Raw genomic sequence first — 20,096 nt, 5'->3', positions numbered from 1 at the left:
GGCGTCAGCGCGATCCCGGTCCACCCCGGTCGACCGGGGTGGGCCGGGATCCGTTGCGTAGTGCGGCGTGGCGGGTGACCGCGCTGGCGTCGGTGAGCGAGGCGACCTGGTCGACCACGACCCGGCGCCGGGCGGCGTCGTCACCGGCCTCCTCCCAGTCCTCGACGAAGACCGGGTCGAGGCCGTCGACGCCCCGCTGCCACAACCCCTCGACGAGCTCGGCCACGAGCTGGCGCTGGCGCTCCATGAGCGCGACGCGGTCGTCGGCCTGCATGACGTAGTGGGCCGCGATGCCCTTCAGCACCCCGATCTCGACCTCGGTGGCCTCGGGGACCACCAGGTCGGCGCGGTGCCGCACGAGCGGCTCGCCGCCGGCAGCGTCGAAGGTGGCCTGCTGGGCGCTCCCGCAGAAGCGGCCGATGAGGTCGCTGGTGAGGTTCTTGATCGCCGCGAGGCTGCGCCTGCTGCCGTCGTAGGGCGCCTCGGGCCAGCTGCCGACGGCGCGCAGCTCGTCCAGGGCCGTGTCGAGCGCGTCGTCGTCGGTGCCCGGCAGGTACCACGACCGCACCGTCTCCCAGAGCGCGTCACGGTCGAGGCGGGTGAGGTCGAGGCGACCGGCCACGATGCCGTCCTCGACGTCGTGCACGGAGTAGGCGACGTCGTCGGCGAGGTCCATCACCTGCGCCTCGAGGCAGCGGCGCCGGCCCGCGACCCCGGTGCGCAGCCAGTCGAAGACCGGCCGGTCGTCGTCGTAGACGCCGAACTTCACCACCACCCGCGGGGTCCCGTCGGCGTGCACACCGTGCGGGCCGGTCGCCTCCGACCGCGGCCAGGGGTACTTGGTGCAGGCGTCGAGGGTCGCGCGGGTGAGGTTGAGCCCCACCGACCGGCCCTCCTCGTCGAACGTCTTCGACTCCAGGCGGGTCAGCAGGCGCAGCGTCTGCGCGTTGCCCTCGAAGCCACCGCAGTCGGCGCTGAGCTCGGCGAGGACGCGCTCGCCGTTGTGGCCGAAGGGCGGGTGCCCCATGTCGTGGGCGAGCGCCGCCGTCTCGGCGATGTCGGGATGGGTGCCCAGGGCGCGGGCGAGGTCGCGGGCGACCTGGGCCACCTCGAGGCTGTGGGTCAGGCGGTTGCGCACGAAGTCGTCGGTCTGCGGACCCACCACCTGGGTCTTGGCCGCCAGTCGTCGTGAGGCCGCGGCATGGACCACGCGCGCCCGGTCGCGCTCGAACGCCAGCCGCACCGGCGCGTCGACCCGCTTGGGGGGCTCGGCGACGACGCGCTCGCGCGCCGAGTCGTCGTACAGGTCCTCGATGCTCATCGGCCGCCCAGCCTAACGATGCCGGCCGCCGTCGTGGCGCCGCCCCGGATAGGTTGTGCAGAGACAACCGGCGACGAGCCTCCCGTCCGGGAGGCAGCCGGTCGAGAGGTGGACGTCATGTCGACGGCGAACCGTCCCGCAGCGTCGTCCGAGGACCAGGGACCCGTACGCGGGTCGCTCCGGCTGCGGATGGCCCGGGACCCCGGCCACAACACCTTCGACGGCGGCTGGTGGCCGCGGAGCCGGGCCCTGGCCGTCGAGCTGGTCGACCTCGTCGAGCAGTTCCCGGCCGAGCTCGGCACGATCACGCGCGTGCTGGTCTCGGCGACCGACTGGGACGACCGGCCCGACACCGTCACGGTCGCGGACCGGTCCGTGGACGTGGGCGCCGTCGCGGGCGCCGACACCCAGGTGGTCGACCTGGTGACGCCGGAGCGGACGCTGCGGGTCCTGGTCGTGCCGTCGGGGCTGACCGACGACCAGGGCGACGAGGCGCTCCTCGCGGCGGCCACCCGGGGCAACAGGCACTCCGCGACCGACCTGCTCGACACGGTCACCGAGCACCCGGACGTCGACCCCCGGGACCACTGGCCCGCGGTCGACTGAGCGGCCTCACGGCCGGTCGTGCCCGGCCGGTGGCGGCGCGTCAGTAGACGGTGACGTGCACGTGGTCGTAGTGGTTGGCGGTGACCGAGCCGCGGTCGGACATGCCGCGCCAGCCCTCGCCGGAGCGCTCGACCGACCACATCTGCTGGGAGTAGATGATGTACTCGATGCCGAGCGCGGCATAGTTGGCGCGGAGGAACTCCGCGATGGCCCAGCCGGTGTCCCCGCTGACCATGATGTCGATCGCGCGGCCCTGGCCGTGCTCGCCGTCGCTGCGCCACGTGCCGTAGGACGTGATCTCGGGCCAGTTGGAGCACACGACGTCGTGGATCTCGTAGAGCGAGGCACGACCGGCGTCGATGGACGACCCGTTGGCGCAGGTGCCGCCCAGCGCGGGGCCCGAGGCGACCTTCGCGACCTTCTCGGGCTTCGGCTTGTCCTGGCTCAGGTAGTCGGCCGTGACCCAGCGGGACTGCCCGTCGATCACGATCTGGACGCGTCCGAGCTGGCGGCGACCGGTGACCGCGACCTGTCGGAGCGCCTCGACGACGCCCAGCTTCTCGGCCTTCTCGCTCGGGCCGTCCCACAGGTTGAGGACCTCGGTGGTCCACACCTTGTCGTCGACCTTCGCGGCGAGGCGACGCGCCTTCAGGTCCACGTCGATCTCGCGGCGGGCAGCCGCCTCGGCCTTGGCGGCCGTGCGGATCTGCGACCGGGACACCACGGCGTCACCGCGGCGGCTCAGGGTCGTCGACCGCAGGATCGACTGGCTGCCGGCACCGGTCCGGCTGTCGGTCGACTCGCTGCTGGTGGCGGAGGCGAGGAGGTCGGCGTCGTCGGAGGTGGCCGGTGTTGCGGCGAGCACGCCCATCGTGACGGCCGACATCGTCGCCACGACGGCGAGCGGTGCGGACACCAGGACGGATCGGGGGATCCGGGACGAACGGGGGGTAGCAGGGGTTTCCCGCTTGTGGCGATGCTGAGCCACAGCGCTGATCCTTTGCACTTGCTGACGGGGGACGGCGTCGAACCACGAGGTCGGACTGCAGGGGAACCTCGTGCCCACGTCGACGCGATCATCGAGTAGAGCACAGGAATCTCGGCCTGTCCCAATCTCCCCAAGTAAAAATGCGCGTGTTCCGGCTCACCCCGCAGTAATCCACGGGGACGGGTCAGCCGCCGGTGGTCTCGACGGCGTCCTCGCGCACGTAGGTGCCGCGGCCGTCGGTGTCGTCGAGCCACCCGTCGGGCAGCACGACCTTCGTACGAGGGGCCCCCTGCCGCCCGCGCGGTGTGCCGAGCTCGTGCGTGGGGAACGGCTCGGCGGGATCGAGTCCCTCGAGCAGCCGGTCGAGCGAGGCCAGCGAGTCGACGAGGGCCAGCTGGTGGCGCAGCTCTCCGCCGGCCTTGAAGCCCTTGAGGTACCAGGTGACGTGCTTGCGGAACTCCTTGCAGCCGCGCTCCTCCCCCATGTGCTCGCAGAGCAGCTCCGCGTGGCGCCGCATCATCGTGCGCACCTCGCCGAGGGTGGGCAGGGTGGCGACGTCCTCGCCGTGGAAGGCCGCGGCGAGGTCGCGGAACAGCCACGGCCGGCCCAGGCACCCGCGTCCGACGACGACGCCGGCAGCGCCCGTCTGCTCGACCATGCGCAGCGCGTCGGCGGCCTCCCAGATGTCGCCGTTGCCGAGGACCGGGATGTCGACGTGCTCGACGAGCGCGGCGATGGCGTCCCAGTCGGCCCTCCCGGAGTAGGCCTGCTGCACGGTCCGCCCGTGCAGGGCGATCGCGGCGACTCCGGTCTCCTGGGCGATCCGGCCGGCGTCGAGGTAGGTGAGGTGGTCCTCGTCGAGGCCCTTGCGGGTCTTCATGGTCACCGGGACGTCGTACGGCGCCGCTGCGGCGACCGCGGCGGTCAGGATCTCGCCGAGGAGGTCGCGCTTCCAGGGCAGCGCTCCCCCGCCGCCCTTGCGGGTGATCTTGGGGACCGGGCAGCCGAAGTTGAGGTCGACGTGGGCCACGCCGTGGTCGGCGCAGAGGATCTCGACGGCCTTGCCGATGTAGACCGGGTCGGTGCCGTAGAGCTGGACGGAGCGGACGGACTCGAGCTCGTCGAAGACGAGCATCTTGCGAGTCACCTCGTCGCCCTCGACCAGCCCGCGGCTGGTGATCATCTCGCTTACGTAGAGGCCTGCGCCCTGCTCGGCGCAGAGGCGGCGGTAGGCAGCGTTGGTGATCCCGGCCATCGGCGCGAGCACGACCGGCGTACCGACGCGCAACGACCCCAGGGCCAGCGAGTCGGGCACGGCGGCGGTCATGGTCCCATTGTCGAACCACGCCGCCCGCGGCCCAAATCAGCCGGATGTCTCAGGCTCGGCGCCCGACGTCGTCTGGACCGACGAGCGAGCGCCCACAACTCAGCAGCCGACGAGCTTCTCCGCGAACCACCGGGTGATGCCGTCGAGGCCGACGCGCTCCTGGCGCATGGTGTCGCGCTCACGCACGGTGACCGCGTCGTCGTCGAGGGTCTCGAAGTCGACCGTGACGCAGAACGGCGTGCCGATCTCGTCCTGGCGGCGGTAGCGGCGACCGATCGCGCCGGAGTCGTCGAACTCGACGTTCCAGTTCTGGCGCAGCTCGGCGGCGAGGGCCTTGGCCTTGGGCGAGAGGTCGGCGTTGCGGCTGAGCGGCAGCACGGCGACCTTGACCGGCGCCAGGCGCGGGTCGAGCTTGAGCAGGACGCGCTTGTCGACGCCGCCCTTGGTGTTGGGTGCCTCGTCCTCGGTGTAGGCGTCGATGAGGAAGGCCATCAGCGAGCGGGTCAGTCCGGCCGCGGGCTCGATGACGTAGGGCAGGTAGCGCTCGTCGGCGGCCTGGTCGTAGTAGGACAGGTCCTTGCCGGAGAACTCGCTGTGCTGCTTGAGGTCGAAGTCGGTGCGGTTGGCGATGCCCTCGAGCTCCTCGAAGTCACGGCCGGAGAACCCGAAGCGGTACTCGATGTCGGTCGTGCCCTTGGAGTAGTGGGACAGCTTCTCCTGCGGGTGCTCGTAGTGGCGCAGGTTGTCGGGGTTGATGCCGAGGTCGACGTACCAGCGGGTGCGCTCCTCGATCCAGTAGCGGAACCACTCGTCGTCCTCGCCGGGCTTGACGAAGAACTCCATCTCCATCTGCTCGAACTCGCGGGTGCGGAAGATGAAGTTGCCGGGCGTGATCTCGTTGCGGAAGCTCTTGCCCATCTGCGCGATGCCGAAGGGGGGCTTCTGGCGGCTCGAGGTCACCACGTTGGCGAAGTTGAGGAAGATGCCCTGCGCGGTCTCGGGGCGGAGGTAGTGCAGGCCCGACTCGTCCTCGATGACGCCGAGGTAGGTCTTGAGCATCATGTTGAAGTTGCGCGGCTCGGTCCACGCGTTGCGGGTGCCGCAGTTGGGGCACGCGACCAGCTCGTTGATGTCGACCGAGTCGGGGTCGTCGATCCCCTTCTTGGCTGCGTAGTCCTCCTGGAGGTGGTCCTCGCGGAAGCGCTTGTGGCACGACTGGCACTCGACGAGCGGGTCGCTGAAGGTGCTGAGGTGGCCGCTGGCCTCCCAGGTGCGCGTCGGGAGGATGACGCTGGAGTCGAGGCCCACGACGTCGTCGCGCCGGGTGACCATGAACTTCCACCACTGGCGCTTGATGTTCTCCTTGAGCTCCACCCCCAGCGGGCCGTAGTCCCACGCGGACTTGGTGCCGCCGTAGATCTCACCGCAGGGGTAGACGAAACCTCGGCGCTTCGCGAGGGAGACGACGTTGTCCAGGGCGGTCGGGGCGGGCTTGGCCACGGTGGGGTTCCTTCGGGTCGGGCCGGCTGGCTGCCGGCTCGTGCGGGCGAGCGCTCACCCTATCGATCGCGGACGGACCTCATTGAGGTCGGTCCCCTCCTCCACCACCTCGTAGGCGCTGGGCTCGTCGACCGCGTGCACCATCAGCGGCTGGATGTGCATCTTGCCCTCGTAGGACCCGAGAGCCCGCCGGTAGGAGCCGACGTTCTCCCAGCGGGTGGTCAGCACCCACAGCGACGGATCGTCCACGTTGCGCCCGACCTCGCCGCCGACGTAGCCGGGCTTGGCGGCGAGGATGCCCAGCGCGTGCAACAGACCGCGACGCAGCTCCTCCTCGGCGGTGCCGTCGGGACCGGGCGTACGGAGGCGGGTGACGACGAGCACGGGCCCAGCCTATGCGTGGGGGCCGACAACCCGGTTTGACAACGGTTCTCAATCGCGGTGAGAATCGTTCTCATGTCGCTCACCACCCGCTCGCTCTCCCTCACCAGCCTCCTGGCCGCCACCGTCCTCCTTGCCGGATGTGGTCAGTCGGACGACGCCCAGGCCGGGAGTGGTCGCCAGGCCGTCGCGTCGTTCTACCCGCTGGCATGGGTGACCGAGCGGGTGGCGGGCGACGGCTGGAGCGTCGAGAACCTCACCCAGCCGGGCCAGGAGCCGCACGACCTCGACCTCGACATCGCCCAGACCGCCGCGCTCGAGAGCGCCGACCTCGTCGTCCTGGAGAAGGGCTTCCAGCCGGCCGTCGACGCCGCAGCCGAGAACACCGACGCCCCCGTCGTCGACGCCGCGGCCGTGGTGGACCTGCTGCCGGCCAGCGAGGACGAGCACGCCCACGAGGAGGGCGAGGAGGGTCACGAGGGCGAGACCGAGGAGGAGCACGCCGAGCACGAGGAGTCCACCGAGGGCGAGGACCACGACCACGGCGACAGCGACCCGCACTTCTGGCTGGACCCGGTCCGGGTGGCCGACTTCGCTGACGCCGTCGCCGACGAGCTGGCCGAGGTCGACCCCGACGCCGCGCAGACGTACGCCGACAACGCGGCGGAGCTGCGCACCGAGCTGGAGCAGCTCGACCAGGACTTCACCGACGGGCTCGCCTCCTGCGAGCGCACCACGACCGTGGTCAGCCACCAGGCGTTCGCCTACCTCGAGCGCTACGGGCTGGACTTCGAGCCCATCGCGGGCCTGTCGCCCGACGCCGAGCCGACCGCTGCCGACCTGGGACACCTCCAGGAGGTCATCGAGGCCGACGGCGTGACCACGGTCTTCTCCGAGCGGCTGGTCAGCCCGAAGATGGCCGAGACGCTGGCCGACGACCTCGGCGTGACCACGGCCGTGCTCGACCCCATCGAAGGGCTCTCGGACGACACGGCCGAGGAGGACTACCTTTCCCTCATGCGCGCGAACCTGACCGCCCTGCAGCAGGCGAACGGCTGCTCGTGACGTCCCCCGCTCCGTCGGACGCCGCGGGCGCCGCGGGCGCCGGGACCCCTCCCGTCGTCCTCGACCAGGTCTCCGTCTCCATCGGTGGCCGGCCGATCCTGCGCGACGTCGACCTCACCGTGCGTGTTGGCGACATGGTGACGCTGCTCGGTCCCAACGGCTCGGGCAAGTCGACGCTCGTGCGCGCCGTCACCGGGCTGCTCCCCCACACGCGCGGAACGGTCCGGCTCTTCGGCACGCCGATCGGGGACTTCGCCGACTGGCAGCGCCTCGGCTTCGTCCCGCAGCGCTCGACCGCCACGGGCGGCGTGCCGGCGACCGTGCGCGAGGTCGTCGCCTCGGGCCGGGTCGGGCGGCGGCGCCTGCTGCGGCCCACCGGGGCGGCCGACCGCCGTGCCGTGGAGTCCGCCCTCGAGGTCGTCGGCCTCGCCGACCGGGCGTCGTACGGCGTCTCCCAGCTCTCGGGCGGCCAGCAGCAGCGCGTGCTCATCGCGCGGGCCCTGGCCGGCGAGCCGGACCTGCTCGTGCTCGACGAGCCGACCGCCGGCGTCGACCTGCCCAACCAGCAGGCCCTCGCCGACGCCCTCGCCCGGCTGAAGGAGCGGGGCGCGACCATCCTGCTCGTGGCGCACGAGATCGGCCCGATGATGCCGCTGATCGATCGCTCCGTGGTGATGCGCGACGGGCTGGTGGCCTACGACGGCCCGCCGCTCACCCAGGAGGTCGCCGCGCACACCCACCATGCCCACGAGCACGACCTGCCCGGCGGGCACGACCACGCCCCGCACGTGGCCTCGCCCTTCGACTGGGAGCGCGGTGGTCGGGCATGAGCTTCCTCGACCTGTTCTCCCTCGGCTTCATGCAGCGCGCGCTCGTCGCCGCGCTGCTCACCGGCCTCGCCGCCCCCGCGATCGGCACCTTCCTGGTGCAGCGCCGGCTCGCACTGCTGGGCGACGGGATCGGCCACGTCGCCGTGACCGGCGTGGCCCTGGGCCTGCTGACCGGCGCCTCCCCCACGTGGACGGCCGTGGTCGTCGCGGTGCTCGGCGCGGTGCTGATGGAGCTCATCCGCGAGCGCGGCCACACCAACGGCGACGTCGCCCTTGCCCTGCTCTTCTACGGCGGCCTCGCCGGCGGCGTGCTGATCACGGGCATCGCCGGTCAGGGAGCCGCCACGCTGCAGGCCTACCTGTTCGGCTCCCTCAACGCCATCTCCGCCTCGGACGTGTGGTTCACCGCCGCGCTCACGACCGTCGTCCTCGTCGTCACGCTCGGCCTCTCGCCCCAGCTCTTCGCCGTGGCGAGCGACCAGGACTTCGCCCAGGTCGCCGGGCTGCGGGTGCGCGGCTACAACCTGCTCATCGCGGTGCTGGCCGCGGTCAGCATCACCGTGGCGATGCGCACCGTCGGGCTCCTGCTCGTCTCGGCGCTGATGGTGGTGCCCGTCGCGACCTCCCAGCAGCTCGCCCGCTCCTTCCGCGCGACGCTGCTCGGCGCGATGGTCGTGGGGTGCGTGGCGTCGGTCGGTGGGCTCCTGCTGAGCGCCGGCCTGTCGTTCCGCATCTCGGTGGCCCCCGGGCCGACGATCGTGCTGCTCGCGCTGGCGATGTTCACCGCCACGTGGCCCCTCGGCGTGTGGCTGCGCCGGCGCAGCCGCCTGATGGCCCCGTTCCCCGAGGTCACCGCGACCCCGCACCGCTCGACCGACCAGCACCCCCACGACCACGGCGCGGACTGCGGCCACCCGGCCGTCCCGCACGGCGACCACGTCGACTACGTCCACGACGGGCACCGCCACGCCATGCACGGAGAGCACTATGACGAGCACTGACCCGCAGGCGCGCCCCGCCGTCCGTCCCACCCGGCAGCGCCGCGCGGTCGCGGCCGCCCTGGCCGGCCTCGACGACTTCCGCAGCGCGCAGGAGATCCACGACCGGATCTCGCAGCAGGGTGAGTCGGTCGGCCTCGCGACCGTCTACCGGACCCTCTCCGCGCTCGCCGAGGTGGGCGAGGTCGACATGCTGCGCAACGAGGACGGCGAGGCCATCTGGCGCAGCTGCTCCGACACGCACCACCACCACCTGGTGTGCCGCTCCTGCGGGAGGACGGTCGAGGTGGAGGGGCCCGCGGTGGAGCGCTGGACCAACGCGATCGCCGACGAGCACGGCTTCGCCGACATCAGCCACACCCTGGAGATCTTCGGGACCTGCCCGGCCTGCCGCCCGTCGTGAGCGGCAGGCGCTCTTCTCACTCGTTGGGGAGCGCGCCGCCGTAGCGCCGGTCGCGCCGGGCGTACGTCTCGATCGCCGCCCACAGGTGGCGGCGGTCCACGTCGGGCCACAGCACGTCGGTGAACACCATCTCGCTGTAGGCCGCCTGCCACAGCATGTAGTTGGAGAGCCGCTGCTCCCCCGACGTGCGCCAGACGAGGTCGGCGTCGGGCAGCTCGGGGACGTAGAGGTGCCGGGCGAAGGTGCGCTCGTCGATCCGCTCGGGGTCGAGCCGCCCCGCAGCGACCTCGCGCCCGATCGCCTTCGCGGCGTCGGCGAGCTCGGCCCGGCCGCCGTAGTTGACGCACATGGTCAGCGTGAGCACGTCGTTGTCGCGCGTCATCTCCTCCGCGACCTGCAGCTCCTTGATCACCGACCTCCACAGTCGTGGCGAGCGGCCGGCCCAGCGCACGCGTACGCCGAGCTCGTGCATCTCGTCGCGGCGGCGGCGGATGACGTCGCGGTTGAAGCCCATGAGGAAGCGCACCTCGTCGGGCGAGCGCGACCAGTTCTCGGTGGAGAAGGCGTAGGCCGAGATCGCCTTCACCCCGATCTCGATGGCGCCCTCGACCACGTCGAACAGGGTGTGCTCTCCCTGCTCGTGCCCCTTGGTGCGCGGCAGCCCGCGGCCCTTGGCCCACCGGCCGTTGCCGTCCATGATGATGGCGACGTGACCGGGGACGAGGTCGCGCGGCACCTGGGGAGGGGTGGCCCCGCTGGGGTGGGGCGTCGGTGGTCGGACGGCGCGCTTCACGACGGACAGCCTAGGTGTGGCGCGACGGACAGGCGCCGACCGTTTGGCCGTGGCGCGCCGGGGTAGGTGGACCTGCGACATCCGCGTCCCCGAGAGGTACACACACCTATGCATCGCATCGCCACCCTGCTCGCCGCCGTCGCCCTGCCGATGACGGCCCTCCTCGTGCCGGCGAGCTCGACGGCCGCACCCGAGACCGCCGCCGTCGCCCGCGCAGCCACCATCGGCGCGCCCTACTACGGCGAGAGCCCCAAGCCGATCGCCAAGAAGCTCCGCCTCACGCCCGCCGGCGCGGTGAAGTCCAAGAAGGGCGTCCAGCAGCTCACCACCGACGCCGCCATCATCACCACCTACCCGAGCAAGAAGCTGCAGGCCAAGGCGGCCGCGGCGACCGAGAAGGTGGCGACAGAGACCGGGGTGACCTTCCACACCATCTGGTCCAAGGGCGTGATGATCCTGGTCCTCGACAACCTGCCCGAGACGGCCGCCGCACTCGCCGCACAGCTGCCGGGCGGCAAGGTCAAGGTCTTCGCGCCCTGACCGACGCCCGCCCAGCGTCGACCCGTCACCTACCTACCGTCAGGTAGGCTGGTCGCATGGATCAACGTGAGCGCATCCTCGACGCGATGCAGGACCTGACGACGGCGACGGGCAAGGTGCCCAGCATCCTGGCGATCGCCGGGGCCGTCGGGCTGACCAAGCAGGGAGTCCTGCACTACTTCCCCTCGCGGGCAGCGCTCGACGCCGCCGTGCTGCTGCGGGCCGTCGCGAGGGTCGACGCCGCGATGACGGAGGCCGCCGCGAACGGGTCGCCGACCGCGACGTACCTGCGCCTCTCCTCCCCCGACGACGGCGACCGAGCCGCCCTCGTCGTCCTGGCGGCCGGGTCGCGCGGGCACGACAGCGAGCTGCCGCCCGAGGTGGCACGGGCCGCCGCGCGGTGGGAGGCGCTGATCGCCGACGAGCTCGGCGACCCCGTGCGCGCCGAGGTCGTCCGGCTCGTCGGCGACGGCCTCTTCGGCGAGGCACTGGTGACCGGGGCGGCGCCGAGCGCCGAACGGGTCGAGCGCCTCGTCGCCCACCTCCGCCCCGGCGCCGGGCCGCGCGGATGACCTGGCAGCTCGCCGGCAGCATCGCCGGCCTGGCCGCGCTGGACTCGTTGAACCCCGCCACGTTGGTGGCCATCACCCTGATCCTGCTCGGCTCCCGTCGACGGCCGCTCGCGGAGGCGCTCGGGTTCGTCATCGGGGCCTTCGCCACCGTGTTCCTCCTCGGCCTGGCGCTCTACGTCGGCGCCGAGGCAGCCGCGTCGTCCATCTCCGGCGCACTGACCTGGTTGCGCCGCGGTGCCTTCGGGCTCGCTGCGGTGGTGCTGTTCGTGTCGTCCGTGAGGTCGCTCCGCGCCCGCCGGCGCTCCGCCGTCGGCCTGCCGGCCTGGTTCACGCCCCTCACCGCGGCCGGGCTGGGCGTGGTGATGACCGGGGCCGACCTCCCCAACGCCTTCCCCTACTTCATCGCGATCGAGCGCCTCCTCGCCGCGGGCGTCGCGACGCCCACCGCCGTCGTCGTGCTCGCCCTGTACGCGCTCGTCTACTGCCTGCCCTGCCTCGTCCTCCTCGCGCTCGGGCTCAGCCGGGGCGAGCGCGTGATGGGCGCCCTGCGCCGGCTGCACGACCGCTTCGGCACGAGCGCCGTCATCCCGCCGAGCAAATGGCGCGCCGCCGGCTTCTTCCTCGGGGGCGTCGCCGTCACGGCGATCGCCGTGTCGGTGTGACCCGCACGAGCCGGACCGGTCTCCTGCCTGCCCGGTTCAGTCCGCCTCGCAGATGCACAGCTGCAACGGGGACTCTCCGGTGAACGGCTCCCGGGACCAGTCGCCGTAGCGCTCGACGAGCCGGAGACCACCCAGCGAGAGCAGCAGCGGCAGCTCCTGGGGGAAGATGCTCCTCATCCCGAGCGGCGCGACCACCACGTCGGCTTCGGCATCGGTCGAGAAGGACCAGGTCCCGCGGGTCACCTGGGCGGCGGCGTCGTACGTCTCCGCCACGTCGACGTGCAGGATGCCACGGTCCGGATCGGCGAACGACAACGCCTCGCGCCGGCGTCGTACGCCGTCGGCCCGGGCGAGCACCTCCACGCTCGGGTTGAACACGTCGAGGACCAGCCGCCCGCCGGGCGCGAGGTGCCTCCGGACCGTTCGGAAGCAGGCGACCACGTCCGCCGCCTCGTGCAGGTGGAGCAACGAGTTGGCGGCGATCATCACCAGGTCGTACGTCCGGCCCAGGTCGAACGAGCGCATGTCGCCCTGCACCCACGTCACCTCCACGCCGCGGTCGTCCGCCTTGCGTCGGGCCTCGGCGAGCATCTCGGGCGAGAGCTCGAGACCCGTGCACGGGTGCCCGTCGGAGGCGATCGGGACCAGCTTGTGCCCGGTGCCCGACCCGAGCTCGAGGACGGACCCGCCCTGGCGGTCGGCCTCGGCCCGGTAGAACGCGACGGCCTGCTCCCCGCCGGGGAACAGCCGGTCGTACCGCCTCCCGTCCGCGTAGAACCGCTCGCTCACGTGGCGTCCTCCTCCAGGATCCGTCGGACGGGCTCCGACCCGGGCGCACGTAGTGTCGTCCCTCGTGCCGACCGATCCTCCACCGCCGCCCTCGCCGGAACCGGCCGCCGTCGCGCACCTACCTCCGGCGGCCTTCGATCGCTGGTACGGCGGGTGGGACCCGCTGACGCCGTCGACCATCGCGGAGTTCATGGACGGGTTCGACCGACCGTGGTGGATCACCGGCGGATGGAGCGTCGAGGCGTTCACGGGCGTCAGCAGGCCCCACGAGGACATGGACGTCTCCATCCTCGCGAGCGACGCCGAGGCCTTCCGGCTCTTCCTCGGCGACCGCTGGACGCCGTGGAACGTCGACGACTCGTGGTTCCGCCCGTTCGACGACCGGTTCCCCGAGGTGCGACCCGACAGCCAGCTGTGGATCCGGCGGGACGCCCAGTCACCGTGGGTGCTGGACGTCCCGCTCACGCCCGACACCAGGGGCCGGTGGACCAACAAGCGCAACCCGGAGCACACCGAGGACCTCGACGACGTCACCTGGGTCGCCCCCGACGGACTGCGCTACGCGCGGGCGGAGGTCGCGCTGATGTTCAAGGCCGCACAGGCGAGGGAGAAGGACCGGTGGGACGCGGCAGTGTGCCTGCCGATGCTGAGCGAGGAGTCACGCGCGTGGCTCCGCGGTGCGGTGGCCGCGATGGACCCCTCCCATGCCTGGCTCAGCTCCCTGTAGCGGCCCGGCTGGGGCCACCCGGATCGCCAGGGCCCTGCCATCATCTGCGCCATGATGGTGGGACTGATCGGCGACCTCGAGGGTGAGCGCGCCGCGGCTGCCGACTGCCTGCGGCTGCTCGGTGAGCGGGGCGACGTGGACGTCGCCTGCCAGCTGGGCGACCTCCGGTTCGGCTACGGCCCGGATCCCGAGGGCTGTCTCGATGACATCGAGACGCTGTGCGCGGAGTACGGGATCGAGCTGCTGTGCATCACCGGGAACCACGAGAACTGGGCGCTCCTCGACACCCTGTGGTCGGACCCGCGATGGCGGGACGAGGACGGCACCTTGCGGCCGATCGCCGTGCGCGACCACGTCACGATGCTGCCCAGAGGCTTCCGGTGGGAGCTCGGAGGCCGATCGATCGTCGCTCTGGGGAGTGCTCCGTCGGTCAACCGGGGCCTGCTGACCGAGGGAGTGGACTGGTGGCCCTCCGAGGTCCTCCGCGAGGAGCACGTGCAGGCCACGATCGCCGGTGGGCCTGCGGACGTCATGCTCACGCACGACAGCCCGGCGCGGCCCTACTGCACTGCGCCCGTGGCCGACATCGTCGCCGGCAACCCGATGGGATGGCCCGCCGACGTCCTGGCCTACGCGGCCGAGGGCATGGACAAGGTCACCCGGGCAGTGCTGGGCGTCAGACCGAGGTTCCTGGCCCACGGGCACTTCCACGTCGCGGGCGAGGCGGACGTGCGGTTGCCGGGGGCCGACCACGACACCAGGATCTGGTCCCTGGCCGCACGGCAGGACCCGGGCAACGTGCGGGTGCTCGACCTGGACACGCTCACCGATCCCGGTGCGGCGCCGCTGTCCTGACCGTCCGCGGACTCACGACGTGGCCTGCAGGCCGCGGTCGACCAGCGTGAGCATCCACGCGAAGCTCTCGTCGATGTCGGTGTCGAAGCGGAAGCTGCCTTCGGCCTCGAGCGTGGCGAACCCGTGGAGCATGCTCCGGAGCGTCCGGAGGGCGTGCACCTCGTCGGTGGGGTCGAGGTCGTAGCCGCGTAGCACGGCGGAGAAGGACTCGAGCGTCCGTTGTCTCGCCCGGGTCAGGTCGTCGTCCGGTGCGAGCGGGCGGACGTTGTTGCCCGCCGCGTAGCGGCCCGGGTGGGTGGTGACGTAGGTGCGCATGGCACGTGCGGCAGCGACGAGCGCGTCGGTGCCCGCTCGCCCCTGGGTGGCGTCGCGCAGGGCGTCACCGAGCTCGGTGGCGGCGAGGACCGCGATGCGGTGGACCAGGTCGGCGTGCCCGTCGACGTGCTTGTAGAGCGACGGCGGCTTGACCGAGAGCCGCTCCGCGACCAGCCCCATGCTGAGGTGCGCCAGGCCGACCTCGTCGGCCAGCTCGGCGGCCGCCTCCGTGACGGCGGCGGCGGTGAGTCCGGCCCTAGGCATCAGCCACCACCCTCGCGACGAACGGCAGGAGCGATGCGAGCAGCTCGTCCGGGGCCTGCGCGTGGGGGTAGTGCCCGACCCCGTCGAGCACGACCAGCTCACCCAGGCCGGCGGCCAGCTCGTCGACGATCGCCTGACCCTCGGCTCGTGGGTCGGCCCAGTCGGGGTCGAGGGAGCCCTCGACGACGAGGACGGGGCACCGGACGTGGGCCAGCTGGGCGCCGGCGTCGGTGGGCTTGGTCCTGGTCATGGCCTGCAGTGCCTTCATCCGGCCGGGCTCGCGCAGCTTGGCGTCGATGCGAGCCAGCTCGGCGTCCCAGTCGGCGGGCTTGGCGGGGTAGGCGAGGTCGAGGTACTTCTTCCAGCTCGAGAGGCTCCCGGCGACCATGGTCCAGATGAGCGAGGTGGCCCCGCGCCGGTAGCGCGTGTTCGTGAGCATGGCGCCGAGGGGGTAGGACTGGGCGCGGGTGAAGGGGCTGAGCTCGACGACGCCTGCGACGAGGTCGGGCGCCGTGGCGGCGGCAACCGTCGCGGCGCCGCCGCTGATGGAGTGGCCGACGACGACGGCCGGTCCACCACCGAGGTGGCGCACGAGGGCAACCAGGTCACCGGCGATGTCGGTGCGGCTGTAGCCGTCCCACCCGAGGCTGGACTCGCCGCAGCCGCGGATGTCGAGGTTGGCGACGCGGTAGCCCGCGTCGACCAGCGCGGGCGCCAGGAACCGGTAGGAGTGGCGGCTGTCACCGATGCCGTGGGCGAGGACGACCAGGGGGCCGTCGCCGCTCACGTCGTAGGCGAGGGTGTTGTCGCCGATGCGGAGGTGCTCGGTCATGGTGTGCTCCTGGGTCGTGGACGGGTCGAGTGGCTATGTCCATTAGCCTAGGGCTAATGGCATTAGCCAGTCAAGCCCTGGGCCACCCGGCGCGGAGCAGGGCGGCGTACGTCGCTCGCTCGTCGGTGGTCGCCCACCTCGAGGACGCGTCGTTCTCGTAGAGGCGGTCGCCGCGATGGCGGGGCAGCACGTGCACGTGGAGGTGCCACACGTCCTGCCCGCCGTGCGGCTCGTTGTGCTGGCGGGTCGAGACCCCGTCGCACCCGTAGGACGCGCGCATCGCGACCGCGGCCTGCTGCACGAGGTCCCACACGGCGTGGCCGACGGGCGCCGGCAGGTCGTAGAGGTTCTCGTGGTGCTCGCGCGGCATGACCAGGACTCCTCCGGGGTTGTGCGGCCACCACTTCGGGGAGATCCGGGCCAGCGCCAGGTCGGTCTCGGCCACCACGTCGCTCTCCGCGTTGAGGTCGTCGAACTCGCGGGCGACGAACCTGCAGAAGGGGCACGGGTAGTCCGCCGGTTCGTGTCGCCAGGACTCCATGGCGCCACCCTGCCATCGACGCGCACCCGGCACGTCGGCCTGCCAGACTCCCGGGCATGGAGTTCGACGAGCTGCAGGACCTCGCCCGGGGCGTGCGCCAGAAGTACGCCGCCAGGGAGCACGAGAACTACGGGCGGACGTGGAGCCGCGAGGAGATCATGCTCGGCTTCCTCGGGGACGTCGGCGACCTCGCGAAGCTCGTGCAGGGCAAGGAGGGCGTGCGGCCACGCGAGGACCTCGACGAGGCCTTCGCGCACGAGCTCGCCGACTGCCTCTGGTCCGTGATGACGCTGGCCGACTCCTACGGCGTGGACCTCGAGGAGGCCTTCGTCTCCACGATGACCGAGCTCAACGGCGTCCTCGACGAGACGTAGCCGGCGCTGGCCGGCCGAGGCAGCATCCCCTGTCGGACCCGCGTGCTTCGATCAGGGGATGGTGGAGGTCGTCGTCGGAGCGCTGCTCCTCGAGGGTCGGGTCCTGCTGGCGCACCGCAGGCCGGACAAGCACGCGTATCCGGGCGTGTGGGACCTGCCCGGCGGGGTCGTGGAGGACGGTGAGACGGAGCTGGTCGCCCTCAGCCGTGAGCTGCGCGAGGAGCTCGGCGTGGAGATCGTGACGGACTCGGTGTCCCACCTGGGCCGGGTCACCGTGGGGGCGGCGGACGAGCCGGCACTGCTGAGCGCGTGGGTCGTCCCGGAGTGGCGGGGCACGCCGGCCAACGTCGCTCCCGAGGAGCACGACGACCTCGCGTGGTTCGGACCGCTCGAGCTGCCCCCGCCCGCGCATCCGCTCCTGCGCCCGGCACTGCTCGAGGCGATGCGGCGCACCCGCTCGTGAGCCCGGGAGCGAGCCTCAGCGTTCGACGTAGGCCATGGAGCGCAGGCCGCGCTCGAGGTGCCAGGCCAGGTAGGCCGCGATGAGGGTGCTGGCCTCGCGCAGGTGGCGCGGGTCGGCGGCGTGGACGACGGGCCAGTCGCCGACGAGCAGCGCCCCGAGCACGAGCACCGTCTCGGGGGCGGGCGTCGCGGAGCCGGGCAGCCGGTCGGAGGCACACATCACGCCGCCGGCCGAGGGGTTGAAGAACCGGTGGGGGCCCTCGACCCCGCACTGCACGCAGTGGTCGAACGACGGCGCGTAGCCCGCGACCGAGAGGGAGCGGAGCAGGTAGGAGTCGAGCACCTGCCCGGCCGGGTGCTCACCGCCGGCCATCGCCCGCAGGCCGCCGACGAGGAGCAGGAACTGCTGGACGGCCGGCTCCTTCTCCTCGGTGACCAGGCGCTCGGCCGTCTCCAGCATCGCCGTGCCGGCGGTGTAGCGCTCGTAGTCGAGGCCCAGCCGCGCGTGGAACGGGTCGAGCGTCTCGGCCTGGGTGATGACGTCGAGGCTGCGGCCCTCGGCGAGCTGGAGGTCGACGTGGGTGAACGGCTCGAGGCGCGAGCCCCAGCGCGACGTCGTACGCCGCACGCCCTTCGCGACCGCGCGCACCCGCCCGTGCTGACGCGTCAGCAGGGTGATGATGCGGTCGGCCTCGCCCAGCTTGTGGGTGCGGAGCACGACCGCCTCGTCGCGGTAGAGGGGCACCGCCCCATTGTCCCCCACGGACCCCGACCGGGCCCGGCGCCACGTCAGCGTTTCCGCAGGCGTGCCCGGCGGGCGGTCGTGGCGTCCTGCCAGCACGCGACGGCGAAGTCGCTGGCGGCCGCGGTGAGCCGCTCCGGACGCAGGCGCCACTCCAGGACCGAGGAGGCCCGCTCGACCCGGACGTCGGGCAGCTCGGCGGCGAGCATGTCGACGTCGACGAACGGGTGGAACGGGTCGACCGGGTGGCCCACGACGAGGACCGGCGCGGCGATCCGCCGGCGCTGGCTCGACGACGGGGCGATCCGCCCGAAGACGACTCCGTGCAGCACCGAGGCGAGCGAGTCGGCGCGGTGGTCGACCGTGTCGAGGAGGACCCCCGCCCAGAACGGCACGAGCCCGCGCGGCACCGACCGGGCCGTCCGCTGCACCGTGTCGGCCACGACGGGCACGTAGCGCGCCGCGAGCATGATCGGGACGAAGGCGAGGATCCCCGCGACGAGCGCGTTGTCGAGCACCGGCATCTCCACCACCAGTCCCCGGACCCGCTCGGGCGCGACGACCGCCACCTCCAGCGCCACGTTGGCACCCAGCGACGTACCTCCGATGACCGCCTGGTCGGCGCCGAGGTGGTCGAGGAGCGCCACGACCTGCTCGCCGAACGACGACGTCGAGTAGACGAGCGGGTCGGCCGGCTGGTCCGAGCGGCCGTGGCCGAGCAGGTCGAGGGTGACCACGTGCAGGCCCTGCGCCGCCATCGCCCGCGCAAGCGGCTGCTGCATCCGGCGTGGCATCAGCAGGCCGGGGAGCAGCACCACCCAGTCGCTGCCGGAGCCGTACTCGGTGTACTCCAGCCGGTCCCGCCCGCCGTGGGACTCGACGAACAGCTGGCCGATCCGCTCGCTCACCAACATCCGTCGAATGTAGCCGCTCCTCCCGGCTGCCCACGGGAGGTGTCCGGCGCTGCGACTAGGCCGGTCCGACGGCGTACGCGCTCGTCACGGCGATGCGGTTGAGCGTCCCGATCGCGATCGCGACCCACGCGACGGCCGCGACCTGCTCGGGGGTCATCGCGCTCGTGTCCGGCGCCTCGCCCGCGCGCTCGGCGATGAGCGCGACGTGCTCGACCAGCGCCAGCGCCGCACGCTCCGCCTCGTCGAAGTACGACGTCTCCCGCCACGCCGGCAGCACCGCCAGGCGGTCCGCTGTCTCCCCCTTGGCGAGCGCGTCGCGGCTGTGCCAGCGCAGGCAGAACGCGCAGCGGTTGAGCTGCGAGACCCGCATCTTCAGCACCTCGACGAAGCCGGTGGACAGGCCGGCGTCGATCGCGGCGGCGTCGGCCTCCCGGCCCAGGGCGATGGCGGCTCCGTAGAGGTGGGGCTCGAGGTCGGCGATGTTGGTCGTGCCCGGGGTCGTGGTGGTGGTGACGGTCATGGCGCTGCTCCTGTCGACGTGCGGCCCGGACGGGCCGGCACCACGAGCGTGGGCCGGCCGTGGCGGGGACGGCGACACGGTGGGACGAACCGGGTGGCGACGTCCCACCCGGCACGGGTCAGCGCGGCGCGAACCCGGCGGCGACCACGTCGACCAGCGCCGAGACGAAGCGCTCGTCGATCGGCTTGCGGGTCACCAGCAGGCGGTGGTGGACCGCGCCGTAGAGCGCGTCGACGGTCACGGACACGTCGAGGTCGGCCCGCACCTGTCCGCGCTCCTGACCTCGCAGCAGGATGGCGATGAAGGCGCGTCGTCGCTCACGCACCATGGTGGCGCGGAACATCCGGGCGAACTCCTCGTCCTGCACCGCCTCACTGACCAGCCCCGACACCACGGACGCGGCGCCACCGAAGTCCAGGCACCAGGCCAGCCGGAGCAGGTAGGTCCGCAGGTCGGCGACCGTGTCGCCCGTGTCGGTCACCGCCGTCATCTTGTCCGTCTTGTGGGTGAACGCCTCCAGCACCAGCAGCCGCCGGCTGGGCCAGTGCCGGTAGATCGTCGACCTGCCGACGCCCGACGCCCGCGCGACGGCGTCCATCGTCACCGCGTCGTAGGACAGGCGGTCGATCAGCCCCGCCGCGGCGTCCAGCACCCGCCGGCGCGTCTCCGCGGCCGGCCTCGACGGGCGGGACGCGCGGGCGGCGCTGGTCTCGTCACGCGTGGTCCCGACCATCGGCTCCTCCGTCCGTGCCGACCCTACCGAGCAGGTGGGACG

General features: G+C 72.4%; 26 protein-coding genes. 12 read left to right on the top strand and 14 right to left on the bottom strand.

All coding sequences use genetic code 11. From position 1 onward, the window contains the following. Positions 1 to 4: 4 nt before the first annotated feature. A complete protein-coding gene (locus HN031_RS14720; RefSeq protein ID WP_172271059.1) occupies positions 5 to 1,321 on the bottom strand; it encodes a deoxyguanosinetriphosphate triphosphohydrolase in 1,317 nt (438 codons plus the stop codon). A gap of 117 nt (positions 1,322 to 1,438) precedes the next feature. On the opposite strand from HN031_RS14720, the gene HN031_RS14715 reads away from it, so the two are divergent. Then, complete coding sequence (locus HN031_RS14715; protein ID WP_172271057.1) at positions 1,439 to 1,927, top strand: DUF5994 family protein; 489 nt, start codon at positions 1,439 to 1,441, stop codon at positions 1,925 to 1,927. A gap of 40 nt (positions 1,928 to 1,967) precedes the next feature. Here HN031_RS14715 and HN031_RS14710 read toward each other — a convergent pair whose 3' ends face one another. From HN031_RS14710 to HN031_RS14695, 4 genes are all read right to left on the bottom strand, one after another. Continuing rightward, positions 1,968 to 2,843 carry an SH3 domain-containing protein gene (locus tag HN031_RS14710; RefSeq protein WP_172271055.1) on the bottom strand — a complete coding sequence of 292 codons (876 nt, stop codon included), beginning with the start codon at positions 2,841 to 2,843 and terminating at the stop codon, positions 1,968 to 1,970. 256 nt (positions 2,844 to 3,099) lie between these two features. After that, a complete protein-coding gene (dusB, locus tag HN031_RS14705) occupies positions 3,100 to 4,242 on the bottom strand; it encodes a tRNA dihydrouridine synthase DusB (protein ID WP_172271053.1) in 1,143 nt (380 codons plus the stop codon). A 99-nt stretch (positions 4,243 to 4,341) separates the two neighbouring features. Continuing rightward, a complete protein-coding gene (locus HN031_RS14700; RefSeq protein WP_172271052.1) occupies positions 4,342 to 5,742 on the bottom strand; it encodes a glycine--tRNA ligase in 1,401 nt (466 codons plus the stop codon). Positions 5,743 to 5,796: 54 nt separating this feature from the next. Beyond that, the gene (locus tag HN031_RS14695; RefSeq protein ID WP_172271051.1) at positions 5,797 to 6,126 is read right to left on the bottom strand and encodes an antibiotic biosynthesis monooxygenase; all 330 of its coding nucleotides are present in this window, start codon (positions 6,124 to 6,126) and stop codon (positions 5,797 to 5,799) included. 72 nt (positions 6,127 to 6,198) lie between these two features. Here HN031_RS14695 and HN031_RS14690 point away from each other — a divergent pair, with 72 nt between their 5' ends. From HN031_RS14690 to HN031_RS14675, 4 genes are read left to right on the top strand one after another with little or no spacing between them, the layout of a single operon-like run. Continuing rightward, positions 6,199 to 7,188, top strand: coding sequence for a metal ABC transporter substrate-binding protein (locus HN031_RS14690; protein ID WP_172271050.1), 990 nt, complete (start codon positions 6,199 to 6,201; stop codon positions 7,186 to 7,188). Next, positions 7,185 to 8,018, top strand: coding sequence for an ABC transporter ATP-binding protein (locus tag HN031_RS14685; protein ID WP_322424473.1), 834 nt, complete (start codon positions 7,185 to 7,187; stop codon positions 8,016 to 8,018). Before HN031_RS14690 ends, HN031_RS14685 begins: the two co-directional genes overlap by 4 nt. Next, positions 8,015 to 9,019, top strand: a complete 1,005-nt coding sequence (locus HN031_RS14680; RefSeq protein ID WP_172271049.1) for a metal ABC transporter permease — start codon at positions 8,015 to 8,017, stop codon at positions 9,017 to 9,019. Before HN031_RS14685 ends, HN031_RS14680 begins: the two co-directional genes overlap by 4 nt. Continuing rightward, positions 9,006 to 9,419: a Fur family transcriptional regulator gene (locus HN031_RS14675; RefSeq protein WP_172271048.1), complete on the top strand. Its 414-nt coding sequence runs from the start codon at positions 9,006 to 9,008 to the stop codon at positions 9,417 to 9,419. Before HN031_RS14680 ends, HN031_RS14675 begins: the two co-directional genes overlap by 14 nt. A 16-nt stretch (positions 9,420 to 9,435) precedes the next feature. On the opposite strand, the gene HN031_RS14670 is transcribed toward HN031_RS14675, so the two are convergent. After that, positions 9,436 to 10,212: an isoprenyl transferase gene (locus HN031_RS14670; protein WP_322424474.1), complete on the bottom strand. Its 777-nt coding sequence runs from the start codon at positions 10,210 to 10,212 to the stop codon at positions 9,436 to 9,438. A gap of 108 nt (positions 10,213 to 10,320) precedes the next feature. Here HN031_RS14670 and HN031_RS14665 point away from each other — a divergent pair, with 108 nt between their 5' ends. The 3 genes from HN031_RS14665 to HN031_RS14655 are packed head-to-tail and all read left to right on the top strand — an operon-like array spanning position 10,321 to position 11,986. Beyond that, positions 10,321 to 10,752 (top strand): hypothetical protein, encoded by a 432-nt coding sequence (locus HN031_RS14665; protein WP_172271046.1) that lies wholly within the window; start codon positions 10,321 to 10,323, stop codon positions 10,750 to 10,752. Positions 10,753 to 10,808: 56 nt separating this feature from the next. After that, on the top strand, positions 10,809 to 11,324 hold the full coding sequence (locus HN031_RS14660; protein ID WP_172271045.1) for a TetR/AcrR family transcriptional regulator: 516 nt from the start codon (positions 10,809 to 10,811) through the stop codon (positions 11,322 to 11,324). Then, positions 11,321 to 11,986, top strand: coding sequence for a GAP family protein (locus HN031_RS14655; protein WP_172271044.1), 666 nt, complete (start codon positions 11,321 to 11,323; stop codon positions 11,984 to 11,986). Before HN031_RS14660 ends, HN031_RS14655 begins: the two co-directional genes overlap by 4 nt. A 36-nt stretch (positions 11,987 to 12,022) precedes the next feature. Here the strand turns inward: HN031_RS14655 and HN031_RS14650 are convergent, their stop codons facing one another. Beyond that, complete coding sequence (locus HN031_RS14650; RefSeq protein WP_172271042.1) at positions 12,023 to 12,775, bottom strand: class I SAM-dependent methyltransferase; 753 nt, start codon at positions 12,773 to 12,775, stop codon at positions 12,023 to 12,025. Positions 12,776 to 12,839: 64 nt separating this feature from the next. Between HN031_RS14650 and HN031_RS14645 the strand changes: the two genes are divergently transcribed. Next, positions 12,840 to 13,502 (top strand): hypothetical protein, encoded by a 663-nt coding sequence (locus HN031_RS14645; RefSeq protein WP_172271040.1) that lies wholly within the window; start codon positions 12,840 to 12,842, stop codon positions 13,500 to 13,502. Between the two features lie 51 nt (positions 13,503 to 13,553). Continuing rightward, positions 13,554 to 14,357, top strand: coding sequence for a metallophosphoesterase (locus HN031_RS14640; RefSeq protein WP_172271038.1), 804 nt, complete (start codon positions 13,554 to 13,556; stop codon positions 14,355 to 14,357). Between the two features lie 12 nt (positions 14,358 to 14,369). Here the strand turns inward: HN031_RS14640 and HN031_RS14635 are convergent, their stop codons facing one another. The 3 genes from HN031_RS14635 to HN031_RS14625 form a co-directional block, all read right to left on the bottom strand. Further along, positions 14,370 to 14,936, bottom strand: coding sequence for a TetR-like C-terminal domain-containing protein (locus HN031_RS14635; RefSeq protein ID WP_172271036.1), 567 nt, complete (start codon positions 14,934 to 14,936; stop codon positions 14,370 to 14,372). Then, positions 14,929 to 15,768, bottom strand: a complete 840-nt coding sequence (locus tag HN031_RS14630) for an alpha/beta fold hydrolase (RefSeq protein WP_172271034.1) — start codon at positions 15,766 to 15,768, stop codon at positions 14,929 to 14,931. Before HN031_RS14630 ends, HN031_RS14635 begins: the two co-directional genes overlap by 8 nt. A gap of 70 nt (positions 15,769 to 15,838) precedes the next feature. Further along, positions 15,839 to 16,309, bottom strand: coding sequence for an HIT family protein (locus HN031_RS14625; protein ID WP_172271032.1), 471 nt, complete (start codon positions 16,307 to 16,309; stop codon positions 15,839 to 15,841). A 56-nt stretch (positions 16,310 to 16,365) separates the two neighbouring features. Here HN031_RS14625 and HN031_RS14620 point away from each other — a divergent pair, with 56 nt between their 5' ends. Next, a complete protein-coding gene (locus HN031_RS14620; RefSeq protein WP_172271030.1) occupies positions 16,366 to 16,683 on the top strand; it encodes a MazG nucleotide pyrophosphohydrolase domain-containing protein in 318 nt (105 codons plus the stop codon). A 58-nt stretch (positions 16,684 to 16,741) separates the two neighbouring features. Next, a complete protein-coding gene (locus HN031_RS14615; protein WP_172271028.1) occupies positions 16,742 to 17,146 on the top strand; it encodes an NUDIX domain-containing protein in 405 nt (134 codons plus the stop codon). 15 nt (positions 17,147 to 17,161) lie between these two features. Here the strand turns inward: HN031_RS14615 and recO are convergent, their stop codons facing one another. From recO to HN031_RS14595, 4 genes are all read right to left on the bottom strand, one after another. Continuing rightward, positions 17,162 to 17,890 carry a DNA repair protein RecO gene (gene recO / locus HN031_RS14610; RefSeq protein WP_172271026.1) on the bottom strand — a complete coding sequence of 243 codons (729 nt, stop codon included), beginning with the start codon at positions 17,888 to 17,890 and terminating at the stop codon, positions 17,162 to 17,164. Between the two features lie 44 nt (positions 17,891 to 17,934). Next, positions 17,935 to 18,801 (bottom strand): alpha/beta fold hydrolase, encoded by an 867-nt coding sequence (locus HN031_RS14605; RefSeq protein ID WP_172271024.1) that lies wholly within the window; start codon positions 18,799 to 18,801, stop codon positions 17,935 to 17,937. Positions 18,802 to 18,856: 55 nt separating this feature from the next. Continuing rightward, entirely contained in the window at positions 18,857 to 19,321 is a 465-nt protein-coding gene (locus HN031_RS14600) for a carboxymuconolactone decarboxylase family protein (protein ID WP_172271022.1), read from the bottom strand. Between the two features lie 118 nt (positions 19,322 to 19,439). Beyond that, positions 19,440 to 20,054, bottom strand: a complete 615-nt coding sequence (locus HN031_RS14595) for a TetR/AcrR family transcriptional regulator (protein ID WP_172271020.1) — start codon at positions 20,052 to 20,054, stop codon at positions 19,440 to 19,442. Positions 20,055 to 20,096: the final 42 nt, after the last annotated feature.

The sequence above is a fragment of the Nocardioides sp. zg-1308 genome (assembly GCF_013155375.1).
Lineage (GTDB): Bacteria > Actinomycetota > Actinomycetes > Propionibacteriales > Nocardioidaceae > Nocardioides > Nocardioides renjunii.
The sequence above is the reverse complement of the archived record's forward strand: the minus strand, read 5'-3'. Positions and strand labels throughout refer to the sequence as shown.

Coding starts and splice junctions, on each gene's coding strand:
- HN031_RS14720 (WP_172271059.1), bottom strand. CDS start 1,321: ATGAGCATCGAGGACCTGTACGACGACTCGGCGCGCGAGCGCGTCGTC.
- HN031_RS14715 (WP_172271057.1), top strand. CDS start 1,439: ATGTCGACGGCGAACCGTCCCGCAGCGTCGTCCGAGGACCAGGGACCC.
- dusB (WP_172271053.1), bottom strand. CDS start 4,242: ATGACCGCCGCCGTGCCCGACTCGCTGGCCCTGGGGTCGTTGCGCGTC.
- HN031_RS14690 (WP_172271050.1), top strand. CDS start 6,199: ATGTCGCTCACCACCCGCTCGCTCTCCCTCACCAGCCTCCTGGCCGCC.
- HN031_RS14680 (WP_172271049.1), top strand. CDS start 8,015: ATGAGCTTCCTCGACCTGTTCTCCCTCGGCTTCATGCAGCGCGCGCTC.
- HN031_RS14675 (WP_172271048.1), top strand. CDS start 9,006: ATGACGAGCACTGACCCGCAGGCGCGCCCCGCCGTCCGTCCCACCCGG.
- HN031_RS14665 (WP_172271046.1), top strand. CDS start 10,321: ATGCATCGCATCGCCACCCTGCTCGCCGCCGTCGCCCTGCCGATGACG.
- HN031_RS14660 (WP_172271045.1), top strand. CDS start 10,809: ATGGATCAACGTGAGCGCATCCTCGACGCGATGCAGGACCTGACGACG.
- HN031_RS14655 (WP_172271044.1), top strand. CDS start 11,321: ATGACCTGGCAGCTCGCCGGCAGCATCGCCGGCCTGGCCGCGCTGGAC.
- HN031_RS14640 (WP_172271038.1), top strand. CDS start 13,554: ATGATGGTGGGACTGATCGGCGACCTCGAGGGTGAGCGCGCCGCGGCT.
- HN031_RS14635 (WP_172271036.1), bottom strand. CDS start 14,936: ATGCCTAGGGCCGGACTCACCGCCGCCGCCGTCACGGAGGCGGCCGCC.
- HN031_RS14630 (WP_172271034.1), bottom strand. CDS start 15,768: ATGACCGAGCACCTCCGCATCGGCGACAACACCCTCGCCTACGACGTG.
- HN031_RS14625 (WP_172271032.1), bottom strand. CDS start 16,309: ATGGAGTCCTGGCGACACGAACCGGCGGACTACCCGTGCCCCTTCTGC.
- HN031_RS14620 (WP_172271030.1), top strand. CDS start 16,366: ATGGAGTTCGACGAGCTGCAGGACCTCGCCCGGGGCGTGCGCCAGAAG.
- HN031_RS14615 (WP_172271028.1), top strand. CDS start 16,742: ATGGTGGAGGTCGTCGTCGGAGCGCTGCTCCTCGAGGGTCGGGTCCTG.
- HN031_RS14605 (WP_172271024.1), bottom strand. CDS start 18,801: ATGTTGGTGAGCGAGCGGATCGGCCAGCTGTTCGTCGAGTCCCACGGC.
- HN031_RS14600 (WP_172271022.1), bottom strand. CDS start 19,321: ATGACCGTCACCACCACCACGACCCCGGGCACGACCAACATCGCCGAC.
- HN031_RS14595 (WP_172271020.1), bottom strand. CDS start 20,054: ATGGTCGGGACCACGCGTGACGAGACCAGCGCCGCCCGCGCGTCCCGC.